The organism is Shimia sp. W99, from assembly GCF_053851455.3.
This window is the reverse complement of record NZ_JBSQBU020000001.1, coordinates 463,815-489,889: the sequence shown is the minus strand read 5'-3', so window position 1 is coordinate 489,889 and position 26,075 is coordinate 463,815. Positions and strand designations below refer to the sequence as shown.

The following is a 26,075-nucleotide window of genomic DNA, read 5'->3' as shown; positions in this document are numbered from 1 at the left end:
CGCTAGTTGGTTATGATCTCTGGTCCCATGAACGTATTGGGCAGGAAGGTCGAGATCGCCGGGATGTAGGTCACCATGATCAGGAACACGAAGAGCACGGCGAGGAACGGCAGCGCGGCGCGCACAACCCCCATCATCGGCATCCCCGCAACCCCCGAGGTCACAAAGAGGTTGAGACCCACAGGTGGCGTGATCATCCCGATCTCCATGTTCACCACCATGATGATACCCAGGTGGATCGGGTCGATGCCCAGCTGGATCGCGATCGGGAACACCAGCGGCGCCACGATCACCAGAAGGCCCGACGGCTCCATGAACTGACCACCGATCAGCAGGATGACGTTGACCACGATCAGGAACATCACCGGACCAAAGCCCGCGCTCAGCATCGCACCGGCGATGTGCTGTGGCACCTGCTGTTCGGTCAGAACATGTTTGAGGATCAGCGCGTTCGCGATCACGAACAACAGCGTCACAGTCAGCTTGCCCGCCTCGAACAGCGTGTGCTTGGTGTCGCCATGGAAGAAGGCCGTGATCAGCGCATAAGGCTTGCGCAGCAGGCTCGACTTCTCACCGCCATTGGCCTCCTCCGAGAGCGGTCCCATGTCCTTGTAGATGAAGGACGCGATCAGGAAGGAATAGACGGCGGCCACGGCGGCGGCTTCGGTCGGCGTGAAGATGCCCCCGTAGATCCCGCCAAGGATGATCACGATCAGGAACAGACCCCAGCCCGCCTCGCGGCCCGCGGTAAAGATCTCGCCCCAGCCCAGCCAGTCACCCTTGGGCAGGTTCTTGACCTTGGCCATCACGTAAATCGTCACCATCAGCATGACACCCGCCATCAGGCCCGGAATAACCCCGGCAAGGAACATCCGCCCCACCGACACTTCCACGGCGGCGGCGTAAACCACCATCACGATCGACGGCGGGATCAGGATGCCCAGCGTACCCGCGTTACAGATCACACCGGCGGCGAATTCCTTGGAATAGCCCACCTGCCGCATGCCCGCGATCACGATCGACCCGATCGCCACAACGGTTGCCGGGGACGACCCAGACAGGGCTGCGAACATCATACAGGCAAACACGCCCGCAATCGCCAGACCGCCCGGAAGATGGCCCACACAGGCAATCGAGAACCGGATGATGCGGCGCGCCACGCCCCCGGTCGTCATGAAAGACGACGCAAGGATGAAGAACGGGATCGCAAGAAGGGTGAAATGTCCTTCAAAAGCTTCGAACAGGGTCCCCGCAACCGACGCCAGCGTCGCGTCCGAGAACAACAGCAAGAACATGATCGAGCTCAGACCAAGGGAAACCGCAATCGGCACCCCGATCAGCAAGAGGCCGATCACCATCGCAAACAAGAGAACCACTTCCATCAGTCATGCTCCCCCTGCTGAGCGCGTACTTCTTCAATCTCGTCTTCCACCTCATGGCTTGCCACCAGACGGTCGGTCTCACCGCGCCAGATCTGAAGGGCCGCCTGGAAAAAGCGGAAAGTCAAAAGGAACATCGACACCGGCAACACGAGATACGGCACCACCTTGGGCAGCTTCTCGTATTCCTCGCCATAGTTGATCCAGTCTTCAAGGAAGCTCAGGAAGCCGACCATGGGCACGTCCTGCACTTCATAGAAGGACTGGCTGCGGAACTTGTCCTCGAACCCGGTCGGGAACCAGCGCCCGGAGGTCGGCGGCAAGTCGGCAAAAACGGCCCAGTAGTCATACGCCCCCTTGAGCAGCAACATCGAGAACACGAGGCAACATGCCACCGATACCATGCCCATGACGCGCGCCACTCCCGGCGACACCATGTTCAGAATGGCGTCCACCCCAAGGTGGCTGTGTTTCTTGACCGCATAAGAGGCGCCCAAGAGCACCAGCCAGCCGAACATGAACACTGTGAGTTCCAGCGCCCAGAGAATATTAGAGTTGAAGCCGAACCGGGCGATCACGTTGGCGAAGGTCACCGCCGTCATGAGCCCAAGGAGTATCGCGATCAGCGTCTCCTCGATCCGGTCCACAAAGCTATGTTTGTGATGCATTGTTCCCGTGTCCCGTGGTTTTGGAGCAAATCGGCCATTCCCTGTTCAAGCAAGGTCTTTGGGGGCCTGATTTCACTCTCTTGATACAAGTCGGGCGGACCATTCGCGGCCCGCCCGCCTCATTTTCACTGTCCCGTGAAAGTTTTCCTGTCAGTCAAGCTGACTTACATCGCCGCGTTGATGGCCTGTGCCGCGTCGATGTTTTCCTGCCCTACGTCATCCGAGAACTTGTCCCAGACGGGCTTCATCACGTCGACCCATTCCTGACGCTGTTCTGCGGTCAGGCTGCGGATCGTGCCGCCGGCGTCGATGATCGACTGCTTGGCCGCGTTGTTCACCGCAGTCGACTCGGCGTTACGCACTTCGGTCACTTCCGACAGAATGGTCAGGAACTGGTCACGCACGTCGGGCTCCAGGCTGTCCAGCCAGTCAACAGAGGTCACGACGAGATAGTCGATGATGCCGTGGTTGGTTTCGGTTACGCCGTCCTGAACTTCAAAGAACTTCTTGCCGTAGATGTTCGACCAGGTGTTCTCCTGTCCGTCCACAACGCCCTGCTGCAGCGCGCCATAGACTTCCGAGAAGGCCATCTTCTGGGGCGAACCGCCAATGGCTTCCATCTGGGCAACCAGCACGTCCGACGACTGCACGCGGAACTTGAGTCCGTTTGCATCGGTCGGCGAAACCAGCGGCACGTTGGCCGACATCTGCTTCATGCCGTTGTGCCAGTAGGCCAGACCCTGCAGGCCGCGGCGCTGCATGCTGTCCAGAAGACCCTGACCTGCGTCCGATGCCTGAAATGCGTCAACCGCGTTCACATCCTTGAACATGAAGGGCAGATCGAAGATGCGGAATTTCTTGGTGAACTTTTCGAATTTCGACAGCGACGGCGCGGCAAGCTGCACATCGCCCTGCAACATGGCTTCGAGAACCTTGTTGTCATTGTACAGCGTCGAGTTCGGGAAAACTTCCATGCAGGCCTTGCCGTTCATCTCTTCGTTCACGCGCTGTTCAAGCAGCGACGCGGCGATCCCCTTGGGGTGCTTGTCGGTGTTGGTCACGTGGCTGAACTTGATGACGATCTCGCCGTCATCACAGGCGGCTTGCGCGGCGGTTCCGGCGGTCACGGCCAGTGCGAGCGCTGTTGCGGCGGTGGTCAGAAATTTCATGTGGGCTCCTCCCCAGGTTTTCTTTTCAGTCCATGGTTTCCGCCCGACGGGGCGGCACAGGAAAACTGTGACGCCTTCAAGAGCGCGCCTCAACAGTTTGTTTGCGCGGTGGGCGCCGTGGTTATTTTTCAAGCAATTTCAAGGAAATGTGACGGAAAACCGACATAATCCATAGTGCGCATCTTTCCTTTCGTGCGAATTTCCGCACGAGGTCGAGGGAGTTTGTGCGAAAATCCGCACAAACCATGCGCTCAGCGGCAGGCGGCCATGCGCCTGCGTCAACCTGTTTCGATTCGGCTTGTTGACCCGCCTTTTCACGGCGATAGACTGCGCCCAACTTTTTCAGCGCATTGCACTCCCATGACCGAAACAACCACCCGCAACCGCATCTCTCCGCAATCGCGTCGTCACAACGACATGCGCCGCGAAGCCGTCCGGGCACATCCCGAGCTGGCCGATCTTTCGGGCACCCAACCGCTCACGGTGCTGGCCCTGCCCGTCCTGCTTGCGGTCCACTGGGGCATTGCCTGGTTGGTGTCGGGACAAAGCATTCTCGTGATCGGTCTCACGGCTTTCCTCATCGGGCAGATTGTCTATCACTCGGCGGCATCGCTGATCCACGAAACCTGCCACAAGCTGATCTTCCGCGCCCCGGCTGCCAAGCTCGGCTTTGATCTCGGGCTCGAATTCATCCTGACGACCTATGGCAAGCAGCTGGTCTACCAGCATCAGCACATCACGAGCCACCACCCCTTCATTGGCGACTATGCGAGGGATTATGAACACGAGGACCTCTGCGCCCTGCAAGCGCGCCAGTATATCGGGGAAACCTCGCCGGGGCTGCAGAATATCCTCACCGGTCTTACCCTGTTTATCCACGCCCTGCCGCTGGGAACGCTGGTCCTGAATGACCTGATCCTGCCGCGCGTTTATGAATGGGCATCCGGCAAACCCCAGCACGACCCGGTCGAACGCTACACCGGCACCCGCCCCACCTCACGCGAAATGGCCCCGTTCATTGGGGTGTCGATCCTTTCCAATGTGGTGATGCTCATTGTTCTGGGTCCGTGGGCCCTTATCTATCATCTCTGGACCGCGTCTTTCTTCCTGGGCAAGCTGGGCATCTCCAACCTTGGTCAATCGCTCTCGGAACATCCCGGCATGGACATGGAGAACCCGACCCGCTCCACCTATGGGCCGATCAACTGGCTGTTGTTCAACACCGGCTATCACAACGAACATCACAGTTTCCCCAACGTGCCATGGACCCGCCTGCCCGCCCTGCACAAAGGCGCGCCCGAGGTGTTCCATGCCGAGGCCGAGAAGTCCTATTTCGGCTGCTGGCTGGACCACGTGAAAGGCGATTTTACACCCTCACGGGATCTCGAACTGCACCAGCATGACCAAAGCGCACGCTGCGCCGGAAAGACGCTCAACGATTAAGCGCCTCAAGCACTGCGGCGTCGCGTCCATACAGGTCCTCGCGAAACTGCACCGCACCCGCCTCGACCCACGCCGTCCAATAGGTCAGCAGCACCGGCACCGGGCGCGGCAGGTCGATGCGCGTGGTCTTTCCGCTGTCAAGAATGGCCTGCAACTGCGCCCGATTCCAATCCGGCGCGCCCTCCATCAGGAAATTGGCAAATTCGAAAGGATGCTCAAGACGCACACAGCCTGAACTCAGGTTGCGCTCATTGCGCTGGAACAGGGCCGGGTTGTCGGTGTCATGAAGATAGACCGCGTGCTTGTTGGGGAACATGAACTTGACCCGCCCCAGCGCATTCTTCGGCCCCGGCATCTGCATCAGCGTCACCCCCGGATTGTCCGCCGCCCAGTTGACAGTCTCCGCCGGGATCACCCGCCCCTCGGCGTTCTTGACGACATAGCCTCCCCGCTCCAGATACCCCGGATCCTCCCGGATACGCGCAAGCTTGTCCTTCAGGAAAATCGACCGGGGCACCGTCCATGTCGGATTGATCTCCATGTACTGGATATTGTCGCGGAACACCGGGGTCTGACGATATTGCGATCCCGTCACCGACCGCGTGGTCCAAACATCGTCCCCCTTGATGTAATAGGTCCGCCCACCCGCGATATTGACCAGAACGTATTCCGCACCAAGGTCACGCATGATCCAGCGCGCCCGTTCAAGGCTGAGCCGGATCTGGTCCACGCGCTCCGCGGCAGTACGGTTAAGGGCCTGAAAGGTCTTCTCCCCGATCACCCCGTCCGCCTCAAGCCCGTGACGCGCCTGAAAAACCTTCACATCCTCTTGCAGGTTCGCATCGTAAAGCCACGCCGCAGGCTCGCCGGTCTCCGGGGCCTCAGGCAGGATCTGCCCCGCATTGAGCGCAGCTTCCGCCGCCAGCCGATAGCGCAAAGCTTCGACCGCCGCGGCCACGTCACCGGGTTTCAGAACATCTTCCGAGGGCACCTGCGGCCAGCCTCCTGCAGCGGCAATCTCGCGATAGCGTGCCAGGGCCGTGACCAGATCACGGTATTGCGCGGCCCCCAACGTGACCCGCGCCATCAGCGCGCCGAACCCCTCTGCCGCAAGATAAGCATTTACCACCTCTGCCGGATCCTGCTGCAGGACAAGGCGGTCAAAGTTCCAGTCCTTGTCAAAGGCGGTGGGATCAACCTTGCCAAAAATCACAAAGCTCAGCAGACGCGCCGCCGCATCACTGGCCAGAAATTCGTAGGCGGCGATGTCTTCGGGCGCGCCGCGCTCGCGCGCGCGCTCATAAAACGCCCGCAACTCGGCCAGTCGGAAATCCTGTTCCTGAAAACCCTGCGCAACCCCACGCTCCAGTTCCCGAAACAGCGCTGTGGCCGAATCCGGCGCCATCCATGCAGGGGCGAACCCCCTCAGCGCATAAAACCTTGGCACGAACGCCTCGGTTTCGATTTCACGCTGCCCTGTTTCACTCTGCGCTGTACTGCCCAGCGCCAGCGCCATCGCCTCTATTTCGCGCTCAACAGGTCCAGCCATGGCCCCGCCGAAGCCCATCACCGCGACAGAAACCAACACCGCCGCCGCCACCCGCTTCACACCGGTTCTCATCATACCCTGCCCCTTCATGCCCATCCTGCGTTTTCATCGTTTTCACACACAATAAGCACGCAACACCCCTACCCCAAACATGGTTGCTCAGGAAACGCGCCAAGCGCCGCAAAAAGTTATCAAAATTCATCTCCCCCCATTCCCAGACGGGCCGGTGACCGCTTACATTCAAAGTCACCTCCGCGCCCACGCGCCCTTTTTGGACACCGATTTCGCCCATGTTCGATTTTCTGACAAACGGACACTCCGACGCCATCGTTGCGCTGATCATCCTTTTCGCGATGTTCACCCTGTTCGTTCTCGAACGCTGGCCTGCCGAAGTCGTTGCCCTCGGTGCGGTCGCGGCTCTGCTATTGACCGGGGTGCTGCCCTATGGCGCCGCGCTGGGGGCGCTTTCCAACCCGGCCCCCTGGACAATCGGCGCGATGTTCATCGTTGCGGGCGCGCTGGTGCGTACCGGTGCGCTTGAAAAGTTCACCAAGCTGGCCGAAGAACGGGCCGACGGCAACCCGGCCATGGCCGTGGGCGTGCTGATCGGTTTTGCCGTGATCGCCTCGGCCTTTGTCAACAACACGCCTGTCGTTTTGGTGATGATCCCGGTCTTTATCCAACTGTCCCGCAAGCTGAACCTCCCGGCGAGCAAGCTTCTGATCCCGCTCTCATACGCGTCGATCCTTGGGGGCACCCTGACCCTCTTGGGCACCTCGACCAATCTGCTTGTCGCCGGCGTTGCCACCACCCACGGCCTCAAACCCTTTTCCATCTTCGAGGTCACCCCGCTTGCCATCATCCTCGTGATCTGGGGCATGGTGTATCTCCGACTTGTCGGCGCGCGCCTGCTTCCCGAACGCGCGAGCATGGCTGCGTTGTTTACCGATCAATCCAAAAAGAAGTTCCTCGCCGAGGTCGCCATCCCCGATGACAGCAAACTGATCGGTCAGAAAGTTGCCGAAATCGACCTTTTCAAGGGCGCGGGCATGCGCGTTGTCGATGTGCTGCGCGGCGATGCCTCTCTGCGCCGCGATCTGGCCGCTGTCACGCTTGAGGCCGGGGATCGCGTCGTGATCCGCACCCAGATGGAAGACCTGCTCGGGCTTCAGGGTGATCCCACTGTGCGGCAGGTCGACAAACTGTCGTCGCGCCGGACCATCACCGTCGAAGTGCTGATCGCGCCCAATTCGGCCCTGCTGGGCAAGTCCATGGGCCAGCTGCGCCTGCGACGGCGTTACGGCATCTACCCGATTGCCCTGCACCGTCGCGACCGCAACATCAGCGGCCAGCTCGATCAGCAAGTGCTCGAGGTCGGGGATACGTTGCTTCTCGAAGGCGCGCCGGAAGACCTCGCCCGTCTTGCCAGCGATGCCGGAGCCGTCAACATCAGCCAGCCCACCGCCCGTGCCTACCGTCGCGCACATGCGCCGCTGGCGGTTGCCGCACTCTTGGGGATCGTCGTTTTAGCAGCCCTCGGGGTGGCCCCGATCCTGTTCCTTGCCATCATCGCCGTCGCCTTTGTCCTTCTGGCCGGATGCATCGACGCGGACGAAGCCTTTTCGCTCGTCGATGGCCGCCTTCTTGTGCTGATCTTTTCGATGCTCGCGATTGGCGTCGCGCTGGAATCCTCGGGCGCCGTGCTGCTGATCGTCGACCTTGCCAAACCCTGGCTCGAAATCATGCCCCCCTTCCTGATCGTCTGGTCGCTCTACCTGCTGACCTCGATCCTGACCGAATTGATTTCCAACAACGCTGTTGCGGTGGTGATCACCCCGCTGGCCATCTCGCTGGGCGCCGCCCTTGGGATTGATCCTCGCCCGCTGGTGATTGCCGTGATGATTGCCGCCTCGGCCAGCTTTGCCACACCCATCGGCTATCAGACCAACATGATGGTCTACGGCCCCGGCGGCTATCGCTTCACGGATTTCCTTCGCATCGGAATCCCATTGAACCTCTCGGTCGGCCTGCTCGCCTCTGCCCTGATCCCCGTGTTCTGGCCGCTTTAACGAAACTCCTCGGGCTTCAGCCCGTATTTCGCCAGCTTGTCATACATGGTCTTGCGCGGCAGCTTGAGCGCCTCTGCGGCGACCGCCGCGCGCCCGCCATGCCGCCTGAGCGCCTCGACCAGAAGCGCGCGCTCGACCTGCGCCATCTGTTCTGCAAGCCCCTGACCGCCGCCCTGCGTCTCTTCGCCGGGAAGCCCCAGCACAAAGCGCATCGCCACCGACATCAGCGCGCGCGCATTACCCGGCCAGTCCCGCGCCATCAGCCCCGTGATCACCTCGGGTGTGATTTCCGGCGCCTTCACTCCGGATTGTTCTGCGGCCTGCGCCACGTAATGCCGAAACAGAACCGGGATATCCTCGGGTCGCTCGGAAAGTGCCGGAATGCGCACCTGCAGCGCGTCCAGACGGTAATAGAGATCGGCATGTAACGCGCCGGTTTCGACCGCGCTGTCAAGTTCCGCCGCGCTACCGAAAATCAGCCGCGGATGCCCGCCCTGTTCCAGCATCTCCATCAGTGCAAACTGGGTGTCCATCGGCATCGCCTGGATCTCGTCCAGAAACAGGCTCCCGCCCTGAGCTTCTTCAACCACCTCTGCGAACCGCTCCGGCACCATGCCAGCCGCCGTGTGCTTGCCAAATGGCCCCGTGCTCAAAGGCGAACACAGGTGGATCACTTCGGCCACCTTGGAAATCCCGGTCCCCGGTGCGCCCGTCACCAGCACCTCGGTGCCGATCCTTGCCACGTTGCGAACCTGCGCGCGCAACCGCTCGGCCTGCTTGGACACACCAAAAAGCCAGCGCGCCGCCGCATCGCCGCTTTCCAGCTGCGCCTTCAACTCCCGGTTTTCCAGCGCCATGTCGCGCGCTTTTTGCGCCCGCGCGATGACGGCCGTCAATTCCGAGGGCGCACAGGGTTTCTCAAGGAACCCGAACGCGCCCTGCGTCATGGCGCGCACCGCCATGGGGATGTCCCCTTCTCCGGTCAACAGGATCACCGGCAACTCGCCGTCCACGCCCTGCGTGTAATCCAGAAGATGAAACCCGTCCCGCCCCGGCATCCGCATGTCCGACAGGATCACGCCTTTGAAACCGGGCACGATGTGATCCTTGGCCTCGACAAACGAACCTGCCGCAATCACCGGGAAATCCGCCAGTTCGAGCGTCTGCGTCAGCGCCTCGCGCACCATCGGATCGTCATCCACCACCAGAACGGGTGCACTCATGCCACCTTGTCCTCTTTCCAATAGTCAAGTTCCACCGTGAACACCGCCCCCCCATCGGGCGCGTTTGTGCCCCGGATATTGCCGCCAAAGCTTTGCACCAGGCCATAGGAAATGGACAGGCCAAGCCCCATCCCCTCGGAACTGCCCACCGCCTTGGTCGAATAGAAGGGGTCGAAGATGCGGTCCGGTTCAGCAATGCCCGGTCCCGTATCACGCACCGCCACCGACAGGCGCGGCCCCACCTCGAGCGAAATCTCGATCTGCTTGCGCGGGGCATCCGCCATCGCGTCCACCGCGTTGTTGATCAGGTTCACGAAGACCTGTCCAAGCCTTACCTCCCCCCCCAGCGCGAAAACGCCCGCGGGTGCCTGATCTGCGTCCCAACGCAGGGTCACACCCGCCTGTCGCACGCGCGGCTCGGTCAACTCGACCGCCTGATTGATCACCGACACAAGATCGACCTTGCCCATCGGTTCACTTTCATTGCGGGCAAAGGCCCGCAGGTTCTTGATGATCCGTGCCATGCGCGTGGCCATCTGCGCAATCTTCCCGAGGTTCTCCTCAGCCTTCTCCGGGTTGCCCCGCTCCATGAACCGCGCACCGTTCTCGGCAAAGCTCTGGATCGCCATCAGGGGCTGGTTCAACTCGTGACTGATCCCGGCACTCATCTGCCCAAGCGCGCTCAGCTTGCCCGCCTGCACAAGATCGGCCTGCGCCTTCTTGAGCGCGGCCTCGGCTTCCTCGCGTTCGGTGATCTCGTGGCGCAGGGCAATGTTGGTCTCGCTCAGCTCCGCTGTACGTTCTTCGACCCGCTCTTCCAGAACCGCATTCGCTTCGGCCAGCACCCGCCGCCGCTCGATCGCCTGCCACAGGAACAGGCCGAACACCATCATCGCCGCCCCCACCGCCGCCGCCTGCAAACCGGCAAGCCGAAGCGCCGGCGCCACATCGACAAGCGCCTCGCCCCGCATCTCGATCACAGGCAGATCCTGCACGATATGAATCCCGCGTTGCGGCAGATAAGGCCCCCAATCAAGCCGCCACAATTCGTGCCCGGCACGAAAGAACTGCACAAATGGCGGCGCGTAGCCTTCGGGCGGAACAAGGCCCACGTCCCCACCCCGCCGCTGCCAGAACAACAGCTCGGACCGGTTCGAGATGAACACCTCCCCTGCCTCGTCGACAAAGAACACCGCTGGGCGATCCCCGCGCCAGTTCTCTTCGACATTCTCGATATCGACCACCACGATCAGAACGCCCGTGACCCGTCCGTCCGGGCCGAAATTCGGTGAGGCGAAATAGAAGGCACGACGGCCAAAGCGCGGGTCCACCTCATGGTGCGCGCCCAAGGCGCCCTGCAGCGCACGCTCGAAATAGGGCGCCCCGTTGATCCGGCCATCCTGCTCGAAACGCCCATGGGCCGAGGTGATCACGCGTCCGTCCGCAGCAGCATAGACCAGATCAAGCGCAGCCGTCTTGTCCGCGGCCTCCAAAAGCAGCGCCTTTGCGGTTCCCACGTCCCCCTGCCCCCAACTGAGCGCTACAAGATACGGATGCTCGGACAGCAGCACCGCCAACTCCTGATAGCGTTGAAGCTGCGCTGTCAGGCGATCGGCAGCAAGCGCGAGGTCCGCCTCGCCCCGCCGCGCCAACTGGTCCAGCGCCTGGCCATAGCCGAACCGCCAGACACCGCCGGCCACCACCGCCAATGCCAGAAGGAAAAGCGCCAGAATCGCCGCCCGATGCCGTATCCACGTTCTCATGGCGTCACCCTACCTTCATATTCCGCGCCCCGCGAGTCGCCCCACTCACCTTCATCTCGGGATGCGTCGCCCTGCCGTTCCCGAAATCAACGCGCACAAGCACATAATCGGATGACGCCCCTTGCCAATCCGAATAACGCAGGCAAATTGACGCCATGGAACGTGTGACTCAATCCCCGACCGACCCGGCCTTCGTGCAAGACCCCTATGCCTTCTACGACCGGGCCCGCGACCATGGTTCCATGGTGTTCTGGGAAGAGTACGGCATGCCCGCCGCGCTCTCCAACGCGACGGTTTCGATGATCTTCAAGGACCGCCGCTTCGGGCGCGAGGTGCCACCGGAAATGGCCGCCGAAGTCCCGCCCCATCTCGAACCCTTTTACGCGGTCGAGGCCCATTCCATGCTCGAGCTTGAACCGCCCCGCCACACTCGCCTGCGGTCCCTCGTGCTGCGCGCCTTCACCACCCGCGCCATCACCGACCTGCGTCCGGGTATCGAAACCCTGTGTCACGACATGATCGACAGGTTCCCGGACGCGTCTTTCAACCTGCTCGACGGATTCTGTGATCAGGTGCCGGTCATCACGATTGCCCGGCTACTCGGCGTCCCCGACGACATGGCGCCCCAATTCCTGAACTGGTCGCACGCCATGGTGGCCATGTACATGGCAGGCCGCTCCCGCGCGCACGAAGACGCCGCCGCGGCGGCCGCAACGGAATTCACCGCCTTTCTCAAGGACTATATCGACACCCGCCGCAAAACCCCGTCGGACGATCTCATCACCCGGCTGATTCAAGCCGAAGAGGCCGGCGACAAGCTGTCGACAGAAGAATTGATCACCACTTGCATCCTGATCCTCAATGCGGGTCACGAGGCCACGGTACATTCGCTCGGCAATGGCGTGAAAACTCTGCTCGAACAAAACACCGACCGCGCTTGCCTCTTGCCCGATGCCATCGACGGCACGGTCGAGGAAATCCTGCGCTTTGACCCGCCTTTGCACATGTTCACACGCCACGCGTATGAAGATATCGAGGTCGGCCGCCATACATTCCGGCGGGGCGATCAGGTTGCGCTGCTGCTCGGCGCGGCCAACCGTGATCCCGGCGTTTGGGAAGATCCGCAAGTCTTCAACCCGCGCCGCCCTGTGCAAACCAATGTCAGCTTCGGCGGGGGCCTTCATTTCTGCGTCGGCGCACCGCTCGCGCGGCTCGAGATGCAGATTGCCCTGCCGATCCTGTTCGACCGTTGCCCTGACCTGCTCCTGACCGAACCACCCCGCTATGCGAACACGTATCACTTCCACGGGCTGGAAAAGCTGATGGTCGAGGTTTGACACGTCGCAAATGCAAAATCATGCATGTCCGATCGAAACAAATAGGCGATTTTCTGTTTGCTACTTCAAAATGAAACGTCTGTCGGAGAAGAAAGTTTTCTCCATTGTTCGAAGATGTCTTTGACAGCATTGGATTCGGCAATCCGGGCTTCAGCTCGTGTGAGCCCGTGTTTATCCATCAACTTTTCGTACTGAGTGAGGTTGTGACGAATATAACAAGTGGCCGTGATGCCAACAGCTTTTCCAAGAGTGACACCGCGCCACTTTTTTTGCACAACTCTCTGCGTAATTTTTTCCCGGTGTCGCATCGCGCATCCAGGAAGGTTCTTTTTGATGTGATTTCGTACAGACTTGCGTTCAAACCGCATTGGCAAACAATCGCTTTTGGAGCATTTCCACTTTCCCCGCCGCCCCAAGTTGATACCATGCCACGGGCGAAAATGCGAGTTATCGAAACTATCGCGAGAAGCTGTTCTGCTACCCTCAAAGCGGCAGCATCGTCGTCGACTTGATCTCTTCCATCGACAAGAGTGCCGTCACGTTGTGCACCTTCACCTCTGAAATCAGCGCCTGATAGAATGTGTCATAAGCCCGCGCATTCTGGACCTGCACCTTGAGGATATAGTCGATATCCCCCGCCAGCCGGTGCGCCTCGAGCACTTCGGGGCGGTCCTGCAGCGCCTGCAGGAACTTGGCCTGCCAATCCGCTTCATGCTCGGACGTGCGGATCAGAACAAAGAAACAGGCCTCGAACCCAAGCGCCTCGGCATCGAGCAGAACCGTCTGCCTTCGGATCACCCCGGCTTCGCGCAACTTGCGAATCCGATTCCACACCGGCGTCTTCGAAGACCCCACCCGCTTGGCAATTTCATCCAGCGATTGCGCCGCATCGCGCTGCAACTCACCAAGGATTTTCCGGTCCATCTCGTCGATCCGCAATGCCATCCCATTTTCTCCAGCTATCCGGGAAATTCGCGCTGCATGGCGACACAACCGGAACAAACGTTTCTATTTTTTCCACCATCTGGCGCGATATGGGGAATATTTCCTATATCTACACCCAAGTCAAACCAATGGAGTCCGGTCATGCCCCGCGCATTCACGCCCAAAGTCATCACCGCCAACGCCCTGATCGAGGGCGACGTGATCTATCTTGCCGCAGATGACAGCTGGACCCGTGACATGTGCAAGGCCGAAACGATCACCGACGAGGCCCACGCTCAACTGCGCCTGCTCGAAGCTGAGCAACGCGCCAGCGAAGCGGTCGGCGTCTATCTCGCAGACGTCACGCCCGGCGCCACTGGCCCCGAACCGACCCATTTCCGCGAGGATTTTCGCCGCACCGGCCCCTCGAACTATTTCCACGGCAAGCAGGAAGAGGCAAACCATGTATAAGTACACCGATTTCGACGCCGCTTTCCTCGCAGAGCGCAACCGCCAGTTTCGTGCCCAGGTCGAGCGCCGCATCGCCGGCAACCTGACCGAGGACGAGTTCAAGCCGCTGCGCCTGATGAATGGTCTCTACCTGCAACTGCACGCCTATATGCTACGTGTCGCCATCCCCTATGGCACGCTATCGTCCGCGCAGATGGACCAGCTCGCGCTGCTCGCTGACAAGTGGGACAAGGGCTATGGCCATTTCACCACCCGCCAGAACATCCAGTACAACTGGCCCAAGCTCTCCGACGTGCCGGACATGCTCGACGCACTGGCCGAGGTGAACCTGCACGCCATCCAGACATCGGGCAACACCATCCGCAACGTGACCGCGGACCACTTCGCCGGGGCCGCCGCGGACGAGATCGCAGACCCGCGCCCCGTCGCGGAACTGATCCGCCAGTGGTCCACCGACCACCCGGAATTTCAGTTCATGGGCCGCAAGTTCAAGATCGCCGTGTCCGGAGCCGAGAATGACCGCGCCGTGCTCAAGGCCCATGACCTGGCCGTGCGGATCGTGAAAAACGACGAGGGCGAAACTGGATACCAGATCCTCGTTGGCGGCGGTTTGGGCCGCACTCCGATGATTGGCAAGGTCCTGCGCGACTTTCTCCCCAGCGCCGACCTACTGGCATATATCGAGAGTGTGGTCTCGGTCTGGAACCAGATCGGCCGCCGCGATAACAAGTACAAGGCGCGGATCAAGATCACCGTGCACGAACATGGTCTCGATGATATCCGCGCCCGTGTCGACGCGCGTTTCCAGCAGATCCGCCCCACCTTCGGCGGCTTCGATCAGGCGCTTCTGACCGAAATCGAGGAGCACTTTGCCGCGCCCGCCTTTCGCGATGCGCCCACGGACGCCTTTGACCGGTCCTATGATGCCGACCCGATGTTCCGCAGCTGGGTCGACGCCAACCTGAGCGCACACCGCGCTCCGGGCTATGCCATTGTCACGGTTTCGCTCAAGAAGCACGGCGCAACCCCCGGCGATGCGACCTCCGACCAGATGCGCGTCCTCGCGGATGTTGCCCGTCAATACGGCCACGACGAGCTGCGCATCAGCCACGAGCAGAACGTGATCCTGCCGCATGTGCACAAATCCGACCTGCCCGGCGTGTATGCAGCCCTGCGCGACGCCGATCTGCACACCGCCAATATCGGCATGATTTCCGACATCATCGCCTGCCCGGGCATGGATTACTGCGCACTGGCCACGGCCCGCTCGATCCCTGTTGCCCAGCAGATCGCGACCCGCTTCGATGAACTCAAGCTGGAGCACGATATCGGCCACCTGCAGATCAAGATTTCTGGCTGCATCAACGCCTGCGGTCACCACCATGTCGGTCATATCGGCATTCTGGGCCTCGACCGCGCTGGTGTGGAAAACTACCAGATCACGCTGGGCGGCGACGCCACGTGGGACGCGGCGATCGGTGAACGCGCCGGCCCCGGCTTTGCCTATGACGAGATCGTTCCGGCGATCGAACGGCTGGTCGAGGGCTATCTCGAACTGCGCACCGGCCCCGAGGAAACCTTCCTCGCCGCCTATCGCCGGCTGGGTCTCGCCCCGTTCAAGGCCTATCTCTACCCCGAGGCGCGGGCCAATGCGGCATAACACGGTTTCCCCCCTGGCTTCGCCGCTGAACACGGCGGCGAACCTGTCGGAGCTGCCCGCCGATCCGCTCAGGGCCAAGGTCGACGCGCTCAATGCACGGTATCGGCACCATTCGGCGACCGCAGTGATCGAGGCAGCCTTGCGCGACCCGCAGGCGGGCAGGATCGCGCTAGTGTCCTCGTTCGGGGCCGAGTCGGTGGTGCTCCTGCACCTCGCGTCCATGGTGGATCGCAATATCCCCGTGCTCTTCGTAGACACGGAGATGCTGTTTGCCGAAACGCTGGTTTATCAACAGGAGCTGGCCGAGCGCCTGCATCTGCAGAATATCCAGATCATCCGCGCCTCGGACGCGACGCTGGCCGCCGAAGACCCGGACGGCACGCTGCACCAGCACGACACCGACTCCTGCTGTGCCCTGCGCAAGACCCGGCCCCTGCAAAAGGCCCTGCGCGACTTTGACGGCTGGATCACCGGGCGCAAGCGGTTCCAGTCCGGCACCCGTGCCGCGCTCGATTTCTTCGAAGTCGAGGACTTCACCGGCCGGATCAAGGTCAACCCGCTGGCCCATTGGGCGCCCGAGGACGTGCGCGCTTACATGGAAGAAAACCGCCTTCCCCGTCACCCGATGGTGGCCAAGGGGTATCCGTCGATCGGCTGCGCCCCCTGCACCAGCCCGGTTGCCGAAGGCGAAGACCCCCGCTCGGGCCGCTGGCGCGGTCAGGACAAGGAAGAATGCGGCATCCATTTCGTGAATGGCAAAATGGTGCGCCAAGGAGAAAAGACATGACTGTACTCGTGACCGATTCCGGCTTTCAGGCCGATGACTTCACCAAACCTTTCGTGCCCGTGAACGAAGCCGCCAACGACGTTGTTGCACTCGATGTGCCCTCCGATTTCGACCCGGCCGAGCTGCTCACACACCTCTCGGGTGTCGAGATGATCCGCGTCGATTTCCCGTCCTTTGCCGACGGGCGCGGTTTCACCATCGCACGCCAGCTCCGGCTGAGCGGGTACAAGGGGCGCCTGCGCGCCCGCGGCCATGTGATCTCGGATCAATACGCGATGGCGCGGCGCTGCGGTTTTGACGAAGTCGAGATCTCCGACGATCTCGCTGCACGTCAGCCCGAAGGTGAATGGGTCTTCCGCGCCGACTGGCAGGCTCATGACTACCAGTCCCGGATGCGCGGGCAGCACTGACGCCCCGTTACCCCCTGTCAAAGATAGCCAATTTGCGATATGTCAAAGACATCTCGCAGATACACCTTCAAATCCCATGCAGAACTGATAGATGGGGGACAGCCTCCCCCGCCCCTTTTGATATGACCGAGCAAAAACCAGTGACCGAAGCCCAAGCCACCGCCGTACCCAAGGTACCCACCCTGCCCGACGCGCAAACCGTGACCGAGGTGCAGCACTACACCGACCGCCTGTTTTCCTTCAAATGCACGCGGCCCGCGACGTTGCGGTTCCGCTCAGGCGAATTCGTCATGATCGGCCTGATGGGCGACCCGGACCCCAAGACCGGCAAGCAGAAACCGCTTCTGCGTGCCTATTCCATCGCCTCGCCCAGCTGGGACGAGGAACTGGAATTCTATTCGATTAAAGTCCAGGACGGCCCGCTGACCTCCAAGCTCCAGCATATCAAACCGGGCGACGAAATCATCCTGCGCCCCAAACCCGTCGGCACGCTGGTGCATGACGCGCTTCTGCCCGGCAAACGCATCTGGTTCTTTGCCACCGGCACTGGCTTTGCGCCCTTCGCCTCACTGCTGCGCGAACCACAGACCTACGAGGACTACGACGAGGTGATCATCACCCACACCTGCCGTGAGGCGGGCGAGCTGACCTATGGGCGCAACATCATCGACTCCCTCAAGGACGACGAACTGCTGAACGAAGTGATCGGCGAAGGCTTCTGGAAAAAGATCAAGTACTACCCGACCACCACCCGCGAAGAGAGCGCCAAAATGGGCCGGATCACCGACCTGATCAACTCGGGCGAAGCCTACAAGGATCTCGGTGTCGAGCCGCTCTGCCCGCAGAACGACCGCGCCATGATCTGCGGCAACCTCGCTTTCAATCTGGAACTCAAGGACATGCTCGAGGCCGCCGGCCTTGAAGAGGGTGCCAACTCAAAGCCTGCGCAATACGTGGTCGAAAAGGCGTTTCTGGATTGAACAATCCACACATCTGAACCGTCAAAAACCCCGGCTTGATCGCCGGGGTTTCTTTTTCGAAAGAGCGCCGGAAGCCCCCTACGCCGCACCGCCCTACCCTTGGGAATACGCGATGAAGGGCAGTGTGTGGTCACTGGGCTGCGGAAAACCTGTACTCGATATCGGAAAAGGCATCCTCACCAAACCCGTAGGCAAAGGCCAAACCTTCCGGCCCGGCAGTCACCCCATGTTCCGCGTTGGACGGGATAAAAACAGCCACCCCGGGAAAAATTTCAACGGGCTGCCCGTCCAGCATGACGGTCCCCGATCCGCTCAGGCCAAAGTAAAACTCGGGCGGCGTGTGGCGATGCAGGTGCAACACGCCATGTGCGGGAAAGTTCGCAACGCCCAGAACCACCCCGTTCGACGGTGTCCTGTCACGTGAAATCAGCGTCTGCCAGGTCACGTCACCGAAGGCGGGATCAAATCCCCCTTCAATCGGCTGATCATCCAACGCGACAACAAAGCCTGCTGGATTGTCATTTGCGGCTGCTGGCGCAAAGTCCTGTTGGACGACATAGTCGTTGAGCTGGGTCATGGGCATGGTGCGTTTCCTCAAATAGGGTATCCTGTCAGGCCGAGATTTCTACGACTTGCCCGCAAAGTAGAAGCGACTTAAACAGGAAGTTATCGGCAATTTTTTTTGGTGGTGGCCTGTGCTCAAAAACAAGATCAACCTGACTTGGCTGCGCACTTTCGAAGCCGCCTCTCGCCACCTGAACTTCACCGCAACGGCAACGGAACTGGGCCTCACCCAGACGGCGGTCAGCCTTCATATCCGAACGCTGGAAGAGCAACTGGGAAGCCGCTTGTTTCACCGAAGGGCGCGCCATCTGTCCCTGACGGATATCGGGCAGGCCTATGTCGCAACGGTCCGGCAGGCCTTGGCGGACATTGATGTGGCCACGGCCAGCCTGTTCGGCGCGACGCGCAACGAAACCATTACGGTCAAGGCACCGATCTCGACCTCTGCCCTGTGGCTGGCGCCGCGACTTCCCGAGTTCAAGCTCGCTCACCCCGACATTGATGTCCGCCTCGTCTCGAACATCTGGACAGATGCCACGGGTTTTGACCACGTAGACGTGGAGCTGCGTGTCGGAAGGGGCGATTGGACCGACACCGCCTCTGAGCGCTTGTCCGATGATGTCATGGTCCCGGTAGGGCCTTTAGCGGCGGGAAAGACCACCTTCGCCCCGGATGCGTTGTTGACGGGCCCATTCATTCGGATTCTGGGGCAGGAAGCCGATTGGATCAGGTATTTGGCGGCCCACGATCTGGCCTTGCCCGAAAACCCGGACGAACTCTACGTCGACACCATGACGGCCGCAATCGAGCTGACCGCGAATGGCGGCGGCTATGCAGTCGTTCTGAAACGCCTGGTGGAAATGGCAAACGCAACCGCACCGCGTGTCGCCGTAATCGGCGCTGACGTCCCCACGCCAAACGGGCACTACCTCATGCGCCCCAGATCAAAGAGGTCAAAAAGGTCGGTGGTCCTGCTGTTCGAAGACTGGCTCCGAGAGCAGTTTTCGGACGGCGGGGCCTTCGAAAACGATTCGGAATGACGTCATTGGGCGACCAGCCATCCGACATGCGGGATTGATCACCTACGGCCTCTAAGACGGCTCTGACGCGCACCCAAAGCAAAGCGTGTTCAATGGCCTTGCTTGTCTGATCCGTGCGACAGGCCATCTCAGAACAGGCAAGCCGCCGTTTCCGGCGCGATCAGTGTCATGGTTTTCAGCTGTTCGGCGTCACGTATCGAAATAGCTCGGAAACCCATCAAAGGTTTCGGCTGGCGCCCGCCCAAGGCCCCAGTCCGCACGCTCACAGGTAAACACCTCGGCCCGCTTTGCGACCTCCGGCTCTCCATCCAGTGCCCCGGCAGGCACGATCACGAAACGCCCCGATGCGCCCTGGAAAGGCAGGGCGCTTCCACATTGGTTGCAGAACGCGCGGGAAAACTGACGGTCCGGGTGGCGGAAATGGGTCACATGCCCTTCCCCCCTGACCCAGATCAGGCTCCGGGTCGTGGAAAACAGGTTGGCGGCCATCGCAGAACCGCTCAGCTTGCGGCACTGCTCACAGTGGCAGAACAGCAGAAACGCAAAATCGTTTTCGATTTCGAAGCTCGTCGCACCACACAGGCACCCGCCCTCGATCATCCCGGTCATGTCTCCAACTCCCCGATCCGCTTGCAACATCATAGCACAGGGGCCACGACGCAGAAGCGCGCACGACGCAAAAAGGGCCGCCCATCCGGGCGACCCCTGACATGTCCGTCTCTAGCAAACCGCCAGACGCAGCTTAGTTGCCACTTTCACTGTCGGGAAGTTTCGGCTCGGCGCCTTCCGTGGCCCCTTCAAGCGATTTGGTCATGTCGCTGACCGCATCCGTTGCCGCCTCAGTGCCCCCGTCAATCAGCTCCTGCGCAGCATCCACAGCGTCCGAAGCCTGTTCGCTGACTTCCTCAACGGTATCAGTCACAACTTCCTGTGCTGCGTCAGATGCCTCTTCGGCGGCCTCGGTTGCTGTATCCATCGCGCCTTCAACGGCGTCTGCGGTGCCCTCGACGGCCTCTTCCATGGCGTCCTTGGCCGTATCCACGGCCTCGTCCACGTCTTCTTTCGCGGCTTCAGCTGCCTCTTCCACCGCCTCTTCCACGTCTTCAATCGACTGCTCGACAGGGTTTTCCTCTGTCACAGGGGTTGTTTCGGTCGGCGCGCTGACTTCCGGTTCAGGTGTCGCCACCTCTTCCGGCGCCTTGAAAAACGCAAAATACCCGCCAACCACAACTGCTGCGGCGACCACGATCCCAATCACATACTTCATCGGGGAATTCTCCTTGTTTCAATCTCCGCCCTGACGGGCATATCTCACATGTTGCGGCAATGTGGCCATCCCTCGTCTGCCCACAAGGGGGAAAGCCGCGCGATTAGGCTCATAATCGCGCATTCGGCTGTTGTGTCGGCACGAAACCGCGAATAAATTACCGCCCGAACAACGACAGCTATTGAAGGAACAAAACCATAGCCCGCAGACCTCACAACGCGCCCCCGCAGCGCGACACCGGCCCCCGCATCAACGGACGTATTCGCGCACCTGAAATCCGCCTGATTGGCGCAGATGGCGAAAATATCGGGGTCGTCCACCCTGCCAAAGGCATGGCACTGGCCGAAGAGGCCGGGCTTGATCTGGTCGAGATCTCGCCCAACGCGAACCCGCCCGTCTGCAAGATCATGGATTTCGGCAAGTTCAAGTACGAACAGCAAAAACGCGAATCCGAAGCCCGCAAGAAGCAGAAGGTCATCGAGGTCAAAGAGGTCAAGTTCCGCCCGAACACCGACACCCATGACTACGAAGTGAAAATGCGCAACGTGGTCAAATTCCTTGAGAAAGGCGACAAGGTCAAAGTCACCCTGCGCTTCCGCGGCCGCGAAATGGCCCACCAGAACCTGGGCCGTGAGCTTCTCGAACGCGTGGCCGAAGACATCAAGGAAATCGGCAAGGTCGAAAACATGCCCAAGATGGAAGGCCGCCAGATGATCATGATGATCGGCCCCCTGTCCAAGTAAGTCCGGCCCAGAATGCCGGATACGGGAACCCCTCGCTTCGTGAACAAGCGGGGGGTTTCTTTTTTGGGGCAGCTCGCCCCCGTCAGAAAGGACCATGCCATGTGGGAAAACCGCTTTGCCACCTCCCCCGACTATGTCTTCGGCACCGCGCCGGCGCAGTTCATGGTCGATCACCGTGATGTTCTGGTTGCAGGCGCCACTGCGCTTGCCGTGGCGGACGGAGAGGGGCGCAACTCGGTCTACATGGCCGAACAGGGCATGGATGTCACCGCGCTCGAATTCGCCCCGAGCGCCATTGCCCGCGCGCACAAGCTGGCCTCGGAACGCGGCGTGTCGGTCGAATTTCTCCAGCGCGACATCATGAACGAACCGTGGCCCGCCAGAACCTATGATCTCGTGGCCGGCATCTTCATCCAGTTCGTCGGCCCCGATGGCCGCCGCCAGCAATTTCAACGCATGAAAGACGCCACCAGGCCGGGCGGGCTGATCATGCTGCACGGCTATCGCCCCGAACAGCTGGACTATGGCACGGGCGGCCCTCCCAATGCCGAGAACATGTACACCGAAGTCATCCTGCGCGCCGCCTTTGTCGGCTGGGACATCCTCGTCCTCAAGGAATATGACCGCGAGGTGCAGGAAGGGCGCGGACACTCCGGCATGTCCGCCCTGATCGACCTGATCGCCCGCAAGCCCGCCTGAAAAAAAGGGGCGCCGCAATACCACGACGCCCCCTCTTCATTTTGCCAAAAATACGCCCGCCGGAGGCGATCCGGCCTATCCGCAGGCGGCCACGGCCCGCTTGGTCAGAACCGCAATCAGATGCGCGCGATAGGCCGCCGTGCCGTGCAGGTCGTTGATCATCCCGTCCGCGCTCGGCGCAGCGGGCACCGCATCGGCCGAGAAATTCCCGGACAGCGCCTCCTCCGCAGCACTCCAGCGGAAGACACCTTCCTCGGACGCCCCGGTCACGGCCACACGGACACCATCGGCGTACTTGGCGACGAACACACCCACCAGCGCAAAGCGCGACGCGGGCTGTTCGAACTTCTGGTAATTTGCCGCCTCCGGCACCGGAAAGCGTACCTCGGTGATGATCTCGCCCTCTTCCAGCGCCGTAGCGAACATGCCCTGGAAATAATCATCCGCTGCGATCTCGCGGGCGTTGGTGACAATCGTCGCCCCCGAAGCCAGCGCCGCCGACGGGTAACAGGCCGACGGGTCGTTATTTGCAAGCGAGCCGCCAATCGTGCCGCGTGCCCGCACCGCCGGGTCCCCGATATTGCCCGCGAGCGCTGCCAGCGCCGGGTAGCTTCCTGCATTGACCGCAACGTCCGCATGCACGGTCGCCCCGCCCACGCAGACCTGTCCGTCATCGCTCATGCAGACACCCTTGATATCGGCAATCCCTGCGAGGCTGACCAGCTTGGACGGGCTGGCGAGGCGCTGCTTCAGCGTCGGGATCAGGGTCTGCCCCCCGCCCAGCGCCTGCGCATCTTCCCCGGCCAGCGCGGCCACCGCGTCGGCCACCGATGTCGGCTTTTCAAAGTCAAAATTGTACATCTCTCTTTTCCTTCCCAAGGAAGCCGGGTCCAACCCCTCTTCCTTTTGCCAGAAATATCCTCGGGGGTCCGGGGGCAGACAGCCCCCGGACCGACCCTCTCATCCTATCCCTGCATCGCAGCCCAGACGCGCGACGGCGACACGGGCATGTCGATATGGGTCACGTCATGACCGCCCGACTGCAACGCGTCGATCACCGCGTTCACCACGGAAGGCGGCGAGCCGATGGCCCCGGCCTCACCACAGCCCTTCACCCCAAGCGGGTTATGGGTACAGGGCGTCTGGCTGGAATGATCGACATTGTAGAACGGCACATCATCGGCACGCGGCATGGCGTAATCCATGTAGGACGCGCTCAGAAGCTGACCGTCCGCGTCATAAACACAACCTTCCAGCAGCGCCTGACCAATGCCCTGTCCAATGCCACCATGCACCTGACCATCCACGATCATCGGGTTGACGATATTGCCAAAGTCATCCGCCGCCGAGAACCGCTCGATCGTGACCTTCCCGGTCTCCGGGTCCACCTCGACCTCACAACAATAGGCGCCCGAGGGATAGGTGAAGTTCGCCGGGTCATAAAACGCGGTTTCCTCCAGCCCCGGCTCGATGTCTTCCAGCGGATAGTTATGCGGGACGTAAGCGGCAAGGGTCACATCACCCCAGGCCACAGACTTGTCGGTCCCGGCGACGCTGAACTGACCATCCTTCAACTCGATATCGGCCTCTGCGGCCTCCATCAGGTGGGCCGCGATCTTCTTGGCCTTGTTGATGATCTTTTCCGTGGCCCGCACCATGGCCGAGCCGCCCACCGCCAACGAGCGCGAGCCATAGGTGCCCATGCCCATCGGTGTGTTCGCGGTATCGCCATGCACGATTTCCACCATGCTTTCATCGATCCCGATCATCTCGGCAATGACCTGCGGAAAGCTGGTTTCGTGCCCCTGACCGTGGCTGTGGCTGCCGGTCATGACCACGAGGCCACCCGTGGCGTTCACCCGCACCGTGGCGCTCTCATAAAGACCGGCCCGTGCGCCCAACTGCCCGACAAGGTTCGACGGCGCGATGCCGCAGGCCTCGATATAACAGTTCACACCCAGCCCACGCAGCTTGCCCCTGGCTTCGCTTTCCTTGCGCCGGGCTTCAAAGCCCGACAGGTCCGCGATCTTCTCCAGCGCATCCATCGTGCCGTGATAATCCCCGGTGTCATATTCCACCGCCACGGGCGTGGCATAGGGGAATTCGGTGATGAAGTTCTGACGGCGCAGCGCAATCGGATCAACGCCCAGTTCACGCGCGGCCTTGTCGATCACACGCTCCAGCTGGAATGTCGCCTCGGGGCGCCCGGCCCCGCGATAGGCGTCTACCGGAACCGTGTTGGTGAACACCGCCTTGACGTTCACATAGATCACCGGCGTGCGGTAGTTCCCCGCCATCAGCGTGCCATGCAGCCATGTCGGAACGCTCGGCGCAAAGGTCGACAGATACGCACCCATATTGGCATAGGTCTCGGTGCGCACCGCGGTAAAGTTGTTGTCCTTGTCCAGCGCCAGCTCGATCTTGGTCACGTGGTCACGACCATGCGCATCTGACATGAACGCTTCCGAGCGCGACGCGGTCCACTTGACCGGACGGTTGAGCGCCTTGGCGGCAAAGGTACAGAACGCTTCTTCCGCGTAGTGGAAGATCTTGGTGCCGAAACCGCCGCCCACATCCGGCGCAATCACGCGCAGCTTGTGTTCCGGGATGCCCAGCACAAAAGCGCCCATCAACAGGCGGATCACATGCGGGTTCTGGCTGGTGGTGTAAAGCGTGCTGTCATCTGTGGCGCGGTTGTAATCGCCAATGGCCACGCGTGGCTCCATCGGGTTGGCAATCAGGCGGTTGTTGACCAGTTCCAGCGTCGTCACATGCGCCGCGTCCTTGATCGCCTGATCAACAGCATCCTTGTTTTCCTCGACAAACCCCCAGTCATAACAAAGGTTGTTTTCAAGGTCGTCATGCACCTTGGTGGCCCCATCGGCCAACGCCGCCTTCATATCGACCACGGCGGGAAGCTCTTCGATATCAAGCTCGATCGCCTCGGCCGCATCGCGCGCCTGCTCATAGGTGTCGGCCACCACGGCGGCAATCGGATCGCCCACATGGCGCACCTTGCCCTGCGCGAGCACCGGGTGTGCCGGCTCCTGCATGGGGTTGCCATGGCGGTCCGTCACCTGCCAACCGCAGGGAATACCCCCCACGCCCTCGAAATCGGCGCCAGTGAAAATCCGCACCACGCCCGGCATCGCCGCAGCCACATCGGTACCGATCCCGTTGATCTTCCCATGCGCCACATCCGAGCGCAGGAAATGCACATAGGCCTGACCGTTTACATTGATGTCGTCCGTATAGTTCCCCGTCCCGGTCAGAAACCGGACGTCTTCGCGCCGCTTCGGGCTGGCGCCAATGCCATGATCTTTCGGCATCTCATATCCTCCCATTGATCGGTGCGTGAAATCACGCACCCTACATCCCGGTGTCACTGCTAGGGTGCGTGTTCACACGCACCGTTCGTCCTGTGTCACTCGGCGGCAATCGCGCTCACGTCCTGTCCGGACGCGGCCATGATCGCCTTGACGATGTTGTGATACCCGGTGCAGCGGCAGATATTGCCTTCAAGGTAATCCCGGATTTCCGCTTCGCTCGGCTTCGGGTTCTCTTTCAAAAGCGCAGCCGCCGACATCACCATACCCGGCGTGCAGAACCCGCACTGAAGACCGTGGTGATCCTGGAATGCCTGTTGAATGGTGTTCAGCGTGCCATCCGGCGCCGCCTGCCCTTCGATGGTTTCCACCTCGGCCCCATCGGCTTCCATCGCCAGCATGGTGCAGCTTTTGACGGCCTGCCCGTTGACATGCACCACGCAGGCGCCGCATTGGCTGGTGTCGCAACCGACATGCGTGCCGGTCAGGTTGAGGGTTTCCCGCAAGAATTGGCTGAGCAAGGTACGTCCTTCGGCATCGCCGGACATCTCCTTGCCATTCACGGTCATGGTGACCTGTGACATTGGCTCCTCCCAGAGTTGTT

General features: G+C 61.2%; 25 protein-coding genes. 11 read left to right on the top strand and 14 right to left on the bottom strand.

The genetic code is table 11. The annotated features are described in order from the left end of the window. Positions 1-2 precede the first annotated feature (2 nt). The 3 genes from ACS3QZ_RS02345 to ACS3QZ_RS02335 form a co-directional block, all read right to left on the bottom strand. The gene (locus ACS3QZ_RS02345; RefSeq protein WP_093092800.1) at positions 3-1,382 is read right to left on the bottom strand and encodes a TRAP transporter large permease; all 1,380 of its coding nucleotides are present in this window, start codon (positions 1,380-1,382) and stop codon (positions 3-5) included. Further along, positions 1,382-2,047, bottom strand: coding sequence for a TRAP transporter small permease (locus ACS3QZ_RS02340; protein WP_456036391.1), 666 nt, complete (start codon positions 2,045-2,047; stop codon positions 1,382-1,384). The genes ACS3QZ_RS02345 and ACS3QZ_RS02340 overlap by 1 nt, the downstream gene beginning before the upstream one ends. 164 nt (positions 2,048-2,211) lie before the next feature. Then, positions 2,212-3,216: a DctP family TRAP transporter solute-binding subunit gene (locus ACS3QZ_RS02335; RefSeq protein ID WP_456036390.1), complete on the bottom strand. Its 1,005-nt coding sequence runs from the start codon at positions 3,214-3,216 to the stop codon at positions 2,212-2,214. A 360-nt stretch (positions 3,217-3,576) separates the two neighbouring features. On the opposite strand from ACS3QZ_RS02335, the gene ACS3QZ_RS02330 reads away from it, so the two are divergent. Beyond that, positions 3,577-4,659 (top strand): fatty acid desaturase, encoded by a 1,083-nt coding sequence (locus ACS3QZ_RS02330; RefSeq protein ID WP_456036389.1) that lies wholly within the window; start codon positions 3,577-3,579, stop codon positions 4,657-4,659. Here the strand turns inward: ACS3QZ_RS02330 and ACS3QZ_RS02325 are convergent. Then, positions 4,649-6,283, bottom strand: a complete 1,635-nt coding sequence (locus ACS3QZ_RS02325) for a L,D-transpeptidase family protein (protein ID WP_456036388.1) — start codon at positions 6,281-6,283, stop codon at positions 4,649-4,651. The genes ACS3QZ_RS02330 and ACS3QZ_RS02325 overlap by 11 nt on opposite strands. 215 nt (positions 6,284-6,498) lie before the next feature. Here ACS3QZ_RS02325 and ACS3QZ_RS02320 point away from each other — a divergent pair, with 215 nt between their 5' ends. Further along, positions 6,499-8,277 (top strand): SLC13 family permease, encoded by a 1,779-nt coding sequence (locus tag ACS3QZ_RS02320; protein ID WP_456036387.1) that lies wholly within the window; start codon positions 6,499-6,501, stop codon positions 8,275-8,277. On the opposite strand, the gene ACS3QZ_RS02315 is transcribed toward ACS3QZ_RS02320, so the two are convergent. Both ACS3QZ_RS02315 and ACS3QZ_RS02310 read right to left on the bottom strand, forming a co-directional pair. After that, positions 8,274-9,500: a sigma-54-dependent transcriptional regulator gene (locus tag ACS3QZ_RS02315; RefSeq protein WP_456036386.1), complete on the bottom strand. Its 1,227-nt coding sequence runs from the start codon at positions 9,498-9,500 to the stop codon at positions 8,274-8,276. The two genes, ACS3QZ_RS02320 and ACS3QZ_RS02315, sit on opposite strands and share 4 nt — an antisense overlap. Continuing rightward, on the bottom strand, positions 9,497-11,263 hold the full coding sequence (locus ACS3QZ_RS02310; RefSeq protein ID WP_456036385.1) for a sensor histidine kinase: 1,767 nt from the start codon (positions 11,261-11,263) through the stop codon (positions 9,497-9,499). Before ACS3QZ_RS02310 ends, ACS3QZ_RS02315 begins: the two co-directional genes overlap by 4 nt. A 155-nt stretch (positions 11,264-11,418) precedes the next feature. On the opposite strand from ACS3QZ_RS02310, the gene ACS3QZ_RS02305 reads away from it, so the two are divergent. Further along, positions 11,419-12,600 (top strand): cytochrome P450, encoded by a 1,182-nt coding sequence (locus tag ACS3QZ_RS02305; protein ID WP_456036384.1) that lies wholly within the window; start codon positions 11,419-11,421, stop codon positions 12,598-12,600. A gap of 65 nt (positions 12,601-12,665) precedes the next feature. On the opposite strand, the gene ACS3QZ_RS02300 is transcribed toward ACS3QZ_RS02305, so the two are convergent. Further along, positions 12,666-12,968, bottom strand: coding sequence for a DUF2293 domain-containing protein (locus ACS3QZ_RS02300; protein ID WP_456036383.1), 303 nt, complete (start codon positions 12,966-12,968; stop codon positions 12,666-12,668). Between the two features lie 115 nt (positions 12,969-13,083). Further along, a complete protein-coding gene (locus ACS3QZ_RS02295; protein ID WP_093092816.1) occupies positions 13,084-13,545 on the bottom strand; it encodes an Lrp/AsnC family transcriptional regulator in 462 nt (153 codons plus the stop codon). A gap of 141 nt (positions 13,546-13,686) precedes the next feature. Between ACS3QZ_RS02295 and ACS3QZ_RS02290 the strand changes: the two genes are divergently transcribed. The 5 genes from ACS3QZ_RS02290 (at position 13,687) to ACS3QZ_RS02270 (ending at position 17,832) form a co-directional block, all read left to right on the top strand. After that, positions 13,687-13,995 (top strand): DUF2849 domain-containing protein, encoded by a 309-nt coding sequence (locus ACS3QZ_RS02290; RefSeq protein WP_456036382.1) that lies wholly within the window; start codon positions 13,687-13,689, stop codon positions 13,993-13,995. Beyond that, entirely contained in the window at positions 13,988-15,655 is a 1,668-nt protein-coding gene (locus ACS3QZ_RS02285; protein WP_456036381.1) for a nitrite/sulfite reductase, read from the top strand. Before ACS3QZ_RS02290 ends, ACS3QZ_RS02285 begins: the two co-directional genes overlap by 8 nt. Further along, positions 15,645-16,442: a phosphoadenylyl-sulfate reductase gene (locus ACS3QZ_RS02280; protein ID WP_456036380.1), complete on the top strand. Its 798-nt coding sequence runs from the start codon at positions 15,645-15,647 to the stop codon at positions 16,440-16,442. The genes ACS3QZ_RS02285 and ACS3QZ_RS02280 overlap by 11 nt, the downstream gene beginning before the upstream one ends. Continuing rightward, entirely contained in the window at positions 16,439-16,852 is a 414-nt protein-coding gene (locus ACS3QZ_RS02275) for a DUF934 domain-containing protein (protein ID WP_456036379.1), read from the top strand. The genes ACS3QZ_RS02280 and ACS3QZ_RS02275 overlap by 4 nt, the downstream gene beginning before the upstream one ends. 122 nt (positions 16,853-16,974) lie before the next feature. Next, entirely contained in the window at positions 16,975-17,832 is an 858-nt protein-coding gene (locus ACS3QZ_RS02270; RefSeq protein WP_093092826.1) for a ferredoxin--NADP reductase, read from the top strand. Between the two features lie 130 nt (positions 17,833-17,962). Here ACS3QZ_RS02270 and ACS3QZ_RS02265 read toward each other — a convergent pair whose 3' ends face one another. Continuing rightward, on the bottom strand, positions 17,963-18,415 hold the full coding sequence (locus tag ACS3QZ_RS02265) for a cupin domain-containing protein (RefSeq protein ID WP_456036378.1): 453 nt from the start codon (positions 18,413-18,415) through the stop codon (positions 17,963-17,965). Between the two features lie 112 nt (positions 18,416-18,527). Here ACS3QZ_RS02265 and ACS3QZ_RS02260 point away from each other — a divergent pair, with 112 nt between their 5' ends. Next, positions 18,528-19,436, top strand: coding sequence for a LysR family transcriptional regulator (locus ACS3QZ_RS02260; RefSeq protein ID WP_456036377.1), 909 nt, complete (start codon positions 18,528-18,530; stop codon positions 19,434-19,436). 189 nt (positions 19,437-19,625) lie between these two features. On the opposite strand, the gene ACS3QZ_RS02255 is transcribed toward ACS3QZ_RS02260, so the two are convergent. Next, positions 19,626-20,045, bottom strand: a complete 420-nt coding sequence (locus ACS3QZ_RS02255; RefSeq protein WP_456036376.1) for a GFA family protein — start codon at positions 20,043-20,045, stop codon at positions 19,626-19,628. Between the two features lie 133 nt (positions 20,046-20,178). Then, positions 20,179-20,703 carry a hypothetical protein gene (locus tag ACS3QZ_RS02250; RefSeq protein WP_456036375.1) on the bottom strand — a complete coding sequence of 175 codons (525 nt, stop codon included), beginning with the start codon at positions 20,701-20,703 and terminating at the stop codon, positions 20,179-20,181. Between the two features lie 197 nt (positions 20,704-20,900). Between ACS3QZ_RS02250 and infC the strand changes: the two genes are divergently transcribed. Together infC and ACS3QZ_RS02240 are read left to right on the top strand one after the other, a co-directional pair. Further along, a complete protein-coding gene (gene infC, locus ACS3QZ_RS02245) occupies positions 20,901-21,446 on the top strand; it encodes a translation initiation factor IF-3 (protein WP_456039298.1) in 546 nt (181 codons plus the stop codon). Positions 21,447-21,545: 99 nt separating this feature from the next. Continuing rightward, entirely contained in the window at positions 21,546-22,145 is a 600-nt protein-coding gene (locus tag ACS3QZ_RS02240) for an SAM-dependent methyltransferase (protein WP_456036374.1), read from the top strand. Between the two features lie 75 nt (positions 22,146-22,220). On the opposite strand, the gene ACS3QZ_RS02235 is transcribed toward ACS3QZ_RS02240, so the two are convergent. The 3 genes from ACS3QZ_RS02235 to ACS3QZ_RS02225 all read right to left on the bottom strand — a co-directional run bounded on the left by ACS3QZ_RS02235 (position 22,221) and on the right by ACS3QZ_RS02225 (position 26,055). Further along, a complete protein-coding gene (locus ACS3QZ_RS02235; protein ID WP_456036373.1) occupies positions 22,221-23,006 on the bottom strand; it encodes an FAD binding domain-containing protein in 786 nt (261 codons plus the stop codon). Between the two features lie 104 nt (positions 23,007-23,110). Beyond that, complete coding sequence (locus tag ACS3QZ_RS02230) at positions 23,111-25,474, bottom strand: xanthine dehydrogenase family protein molybdopterin-binding subunit (protein WP_456036372.1); 2,364 nt, start codon at positions 25,472-25,474, stop codon at positions 23,111-23,113. A 95-nt stretch (positions 25,475-25,569) separates the two neighbouring features. After that, complete coding sequence (locus tag ACS3QZ_RS02225) at positions 25,570-26,055, bottom strand: (2Fe-2S)-binding protein (protein WP_093092844.1); 486 nt, start codon at positions 26,053-26,055, stop codon at positions 25,570-25,572. Positions 26,056-26,075 lie beyond the last annotated feature (20 nt).

Excerpts from the sequence above, each read along its gene's own strand:
- ACS3QZ_RS02345 (WP_093092800.1), bottom strand. The coding sequence starts at position 1,382 with ATGGAAGTGGTTCTCTTGTTTGCGATGGTGATCGGCCTCTTGCTGATC.
- ACS3QZ_RS02340 (WP_456036391.1), bottom strand. The coding sequence starts at position 2,047 with ATGCATCACAAACATAGCTTTGTGGACCGGATCGAGGAGACGCTGATC.
- ACS3QZ_RS02335 (WP_456036390.1), bottom strand. The coding sequence starts at position 3,216 with ATGAAATTTCTGACCACCGCCGCAACAGCGCTCGCACTGGCCGTGACC.
- ACS3QZ_RS02330 (WP_456036389.1), top strand. The coding sequence starts at position 3,577 with ATGACCGAAACAACCACCCGCAACCGCATCTCTCCGCAATCGCGTCGT.
- ACS3QZ_RS02325 (WP_456036388.1), bottom strand. The coding sequence starts at position 6,283 with ATGATGAGAACCGGTGTGAAGCGGGTGGCGGCGGCGGTGTTGGTTTCT.
- ACS3QZ_RS02320 (WP_456036387.1), top strand. The coding sequence starts at position 6,499 with ATGTTCGATTTTCTGACAAACGGACACTCCGACGCCATCGTTGCGCTG.
- ACS3QZ_RS02315 (WP_456036386.1), bottom strand. The coding sequence starts at position 9,500 with ATGAGTGCACCCGTTCTGGTGGTGGATGACGATCCGATGGTGCGCGAG.
- ACS3QZ_RS02310 (WP_456036385.1), bottom strand. The coding sequence starts at position 11,263 with ATGAGAACGTGGATACGGCATCGGGCGGCGATTCTGGCGCTTTTCCTT.
- ACS3QZ_RS02305 (WP_456036384.1), top strand. The coding sequence starts at position 11,419 with ATGGAACGTGTGACTCAATCCCCGACCGACCCGGCCTTCGTGCAAGAC.
- ACS3QZ_RS02300 (WP_456036383.1), bottom strand. The coding sequence starts at position 12,968 with ATGCGGTTTGAACGCAAGTCTGTACGAAATCACATCAAAAAGAACCTT.
- ACS3QZ_RS02295 (WP_093092816.1), bottom strand. The coding sequence starts at position 13,545 with ATGGCATTGCGGATCGACGAGATGGACCGGAAAATCCTTGGTGAGTTG.
- ACS3QZ_RS02290 (WP_456036382.1), top strand. The coding sequence starts at position 13,687 with ATGCCCCGCGCATTCACGCCCAAAGTCATCACCGCCAACGCCCTGATC.
- ACS3QZ_RS02285 (WP_456036381.1), top strand. The coding sequence starts at position 13,988 with ATGTATAAGTACACCGATTTCGACGCCGCTTTCCTCGCAGAGCGCAAC.
- ACS3QZ_RS02280 (WP_456036380.1), top strand. The coding sequence starts at position 15,645 with ATGCGGCATAACACGGTTTCCCCCCTGGCTTCGCCGCTGAACACGGCG.
- ACS3QZ_RS02275 (WP_456036379.1), top strand. The coding sequence starts at position 16,439 with ATGACTGTACTCGTGACCGATTCCGGCTTTCAGGCCGATGACTTCACC.
- ACS3QZ_RS02270 (WP_093092826.1), top strand. The coding sequence starts at position 16,975 with ATGACCGAGCAAAAACCAGTGACCGAAGCCCAAGCCACCGCCGTACCC.
- ACS3QZ_RS02265 (WP_456036378.1), bottom strand. The coding sequence starts at position 18,415 with ATGCCCATGACCCAGCTCAACGACTATGTCGTCCAACAGGACTTTGCG.
- ACS3QZ_RS02255 (WP_456036376.1), bottom strand. The coding sequence starts at position 20,045 with ATGACCGGGATGATCGAGGGCGGGTGCCTGTGTGGTGCGACGAGCTTC.
- ACS3QZ_RS02250 (WP_456036375.1), bottom strand. The coding sequence starts at position 20,703 with ATGAAGTATGTGATTGGGATCGTGGTCGCCGCAGCAGTTGTGGTTGGC.
- ACS3QZ_RS02240 (WP_456036374.1), top strand. The coding sequence starts at position 21,546 with ATGTGGGAAAACCGCTTTGCCACCTCCCCCGACTATGTCTTCGGCACC.
- ACS3QZ_RS02235 (WP_456036373.1), bottom strand. The coding sequence starts at position 23,006 with ATGTACAATTTTGACTTTGAAAAGCCGACATCGGTGGCCGACGCGGTG.
- ACS3QZ_RS02230 (WP_456036372.1), bottom strand. The coding sequence starts at position 25,474 with ATGCCGAAAGATCATGGCATTGGCGCCAGCCCGAAGCGGCGCGAAGAC.
- ACS3QZ_RS02225 (WP_093092844.1), bottom strand. The coding sequence starts at position 26,055 with ATGTCACAGGTCACCATGACCGTGAATGGCAAGGAGATGTCCGGCGAT.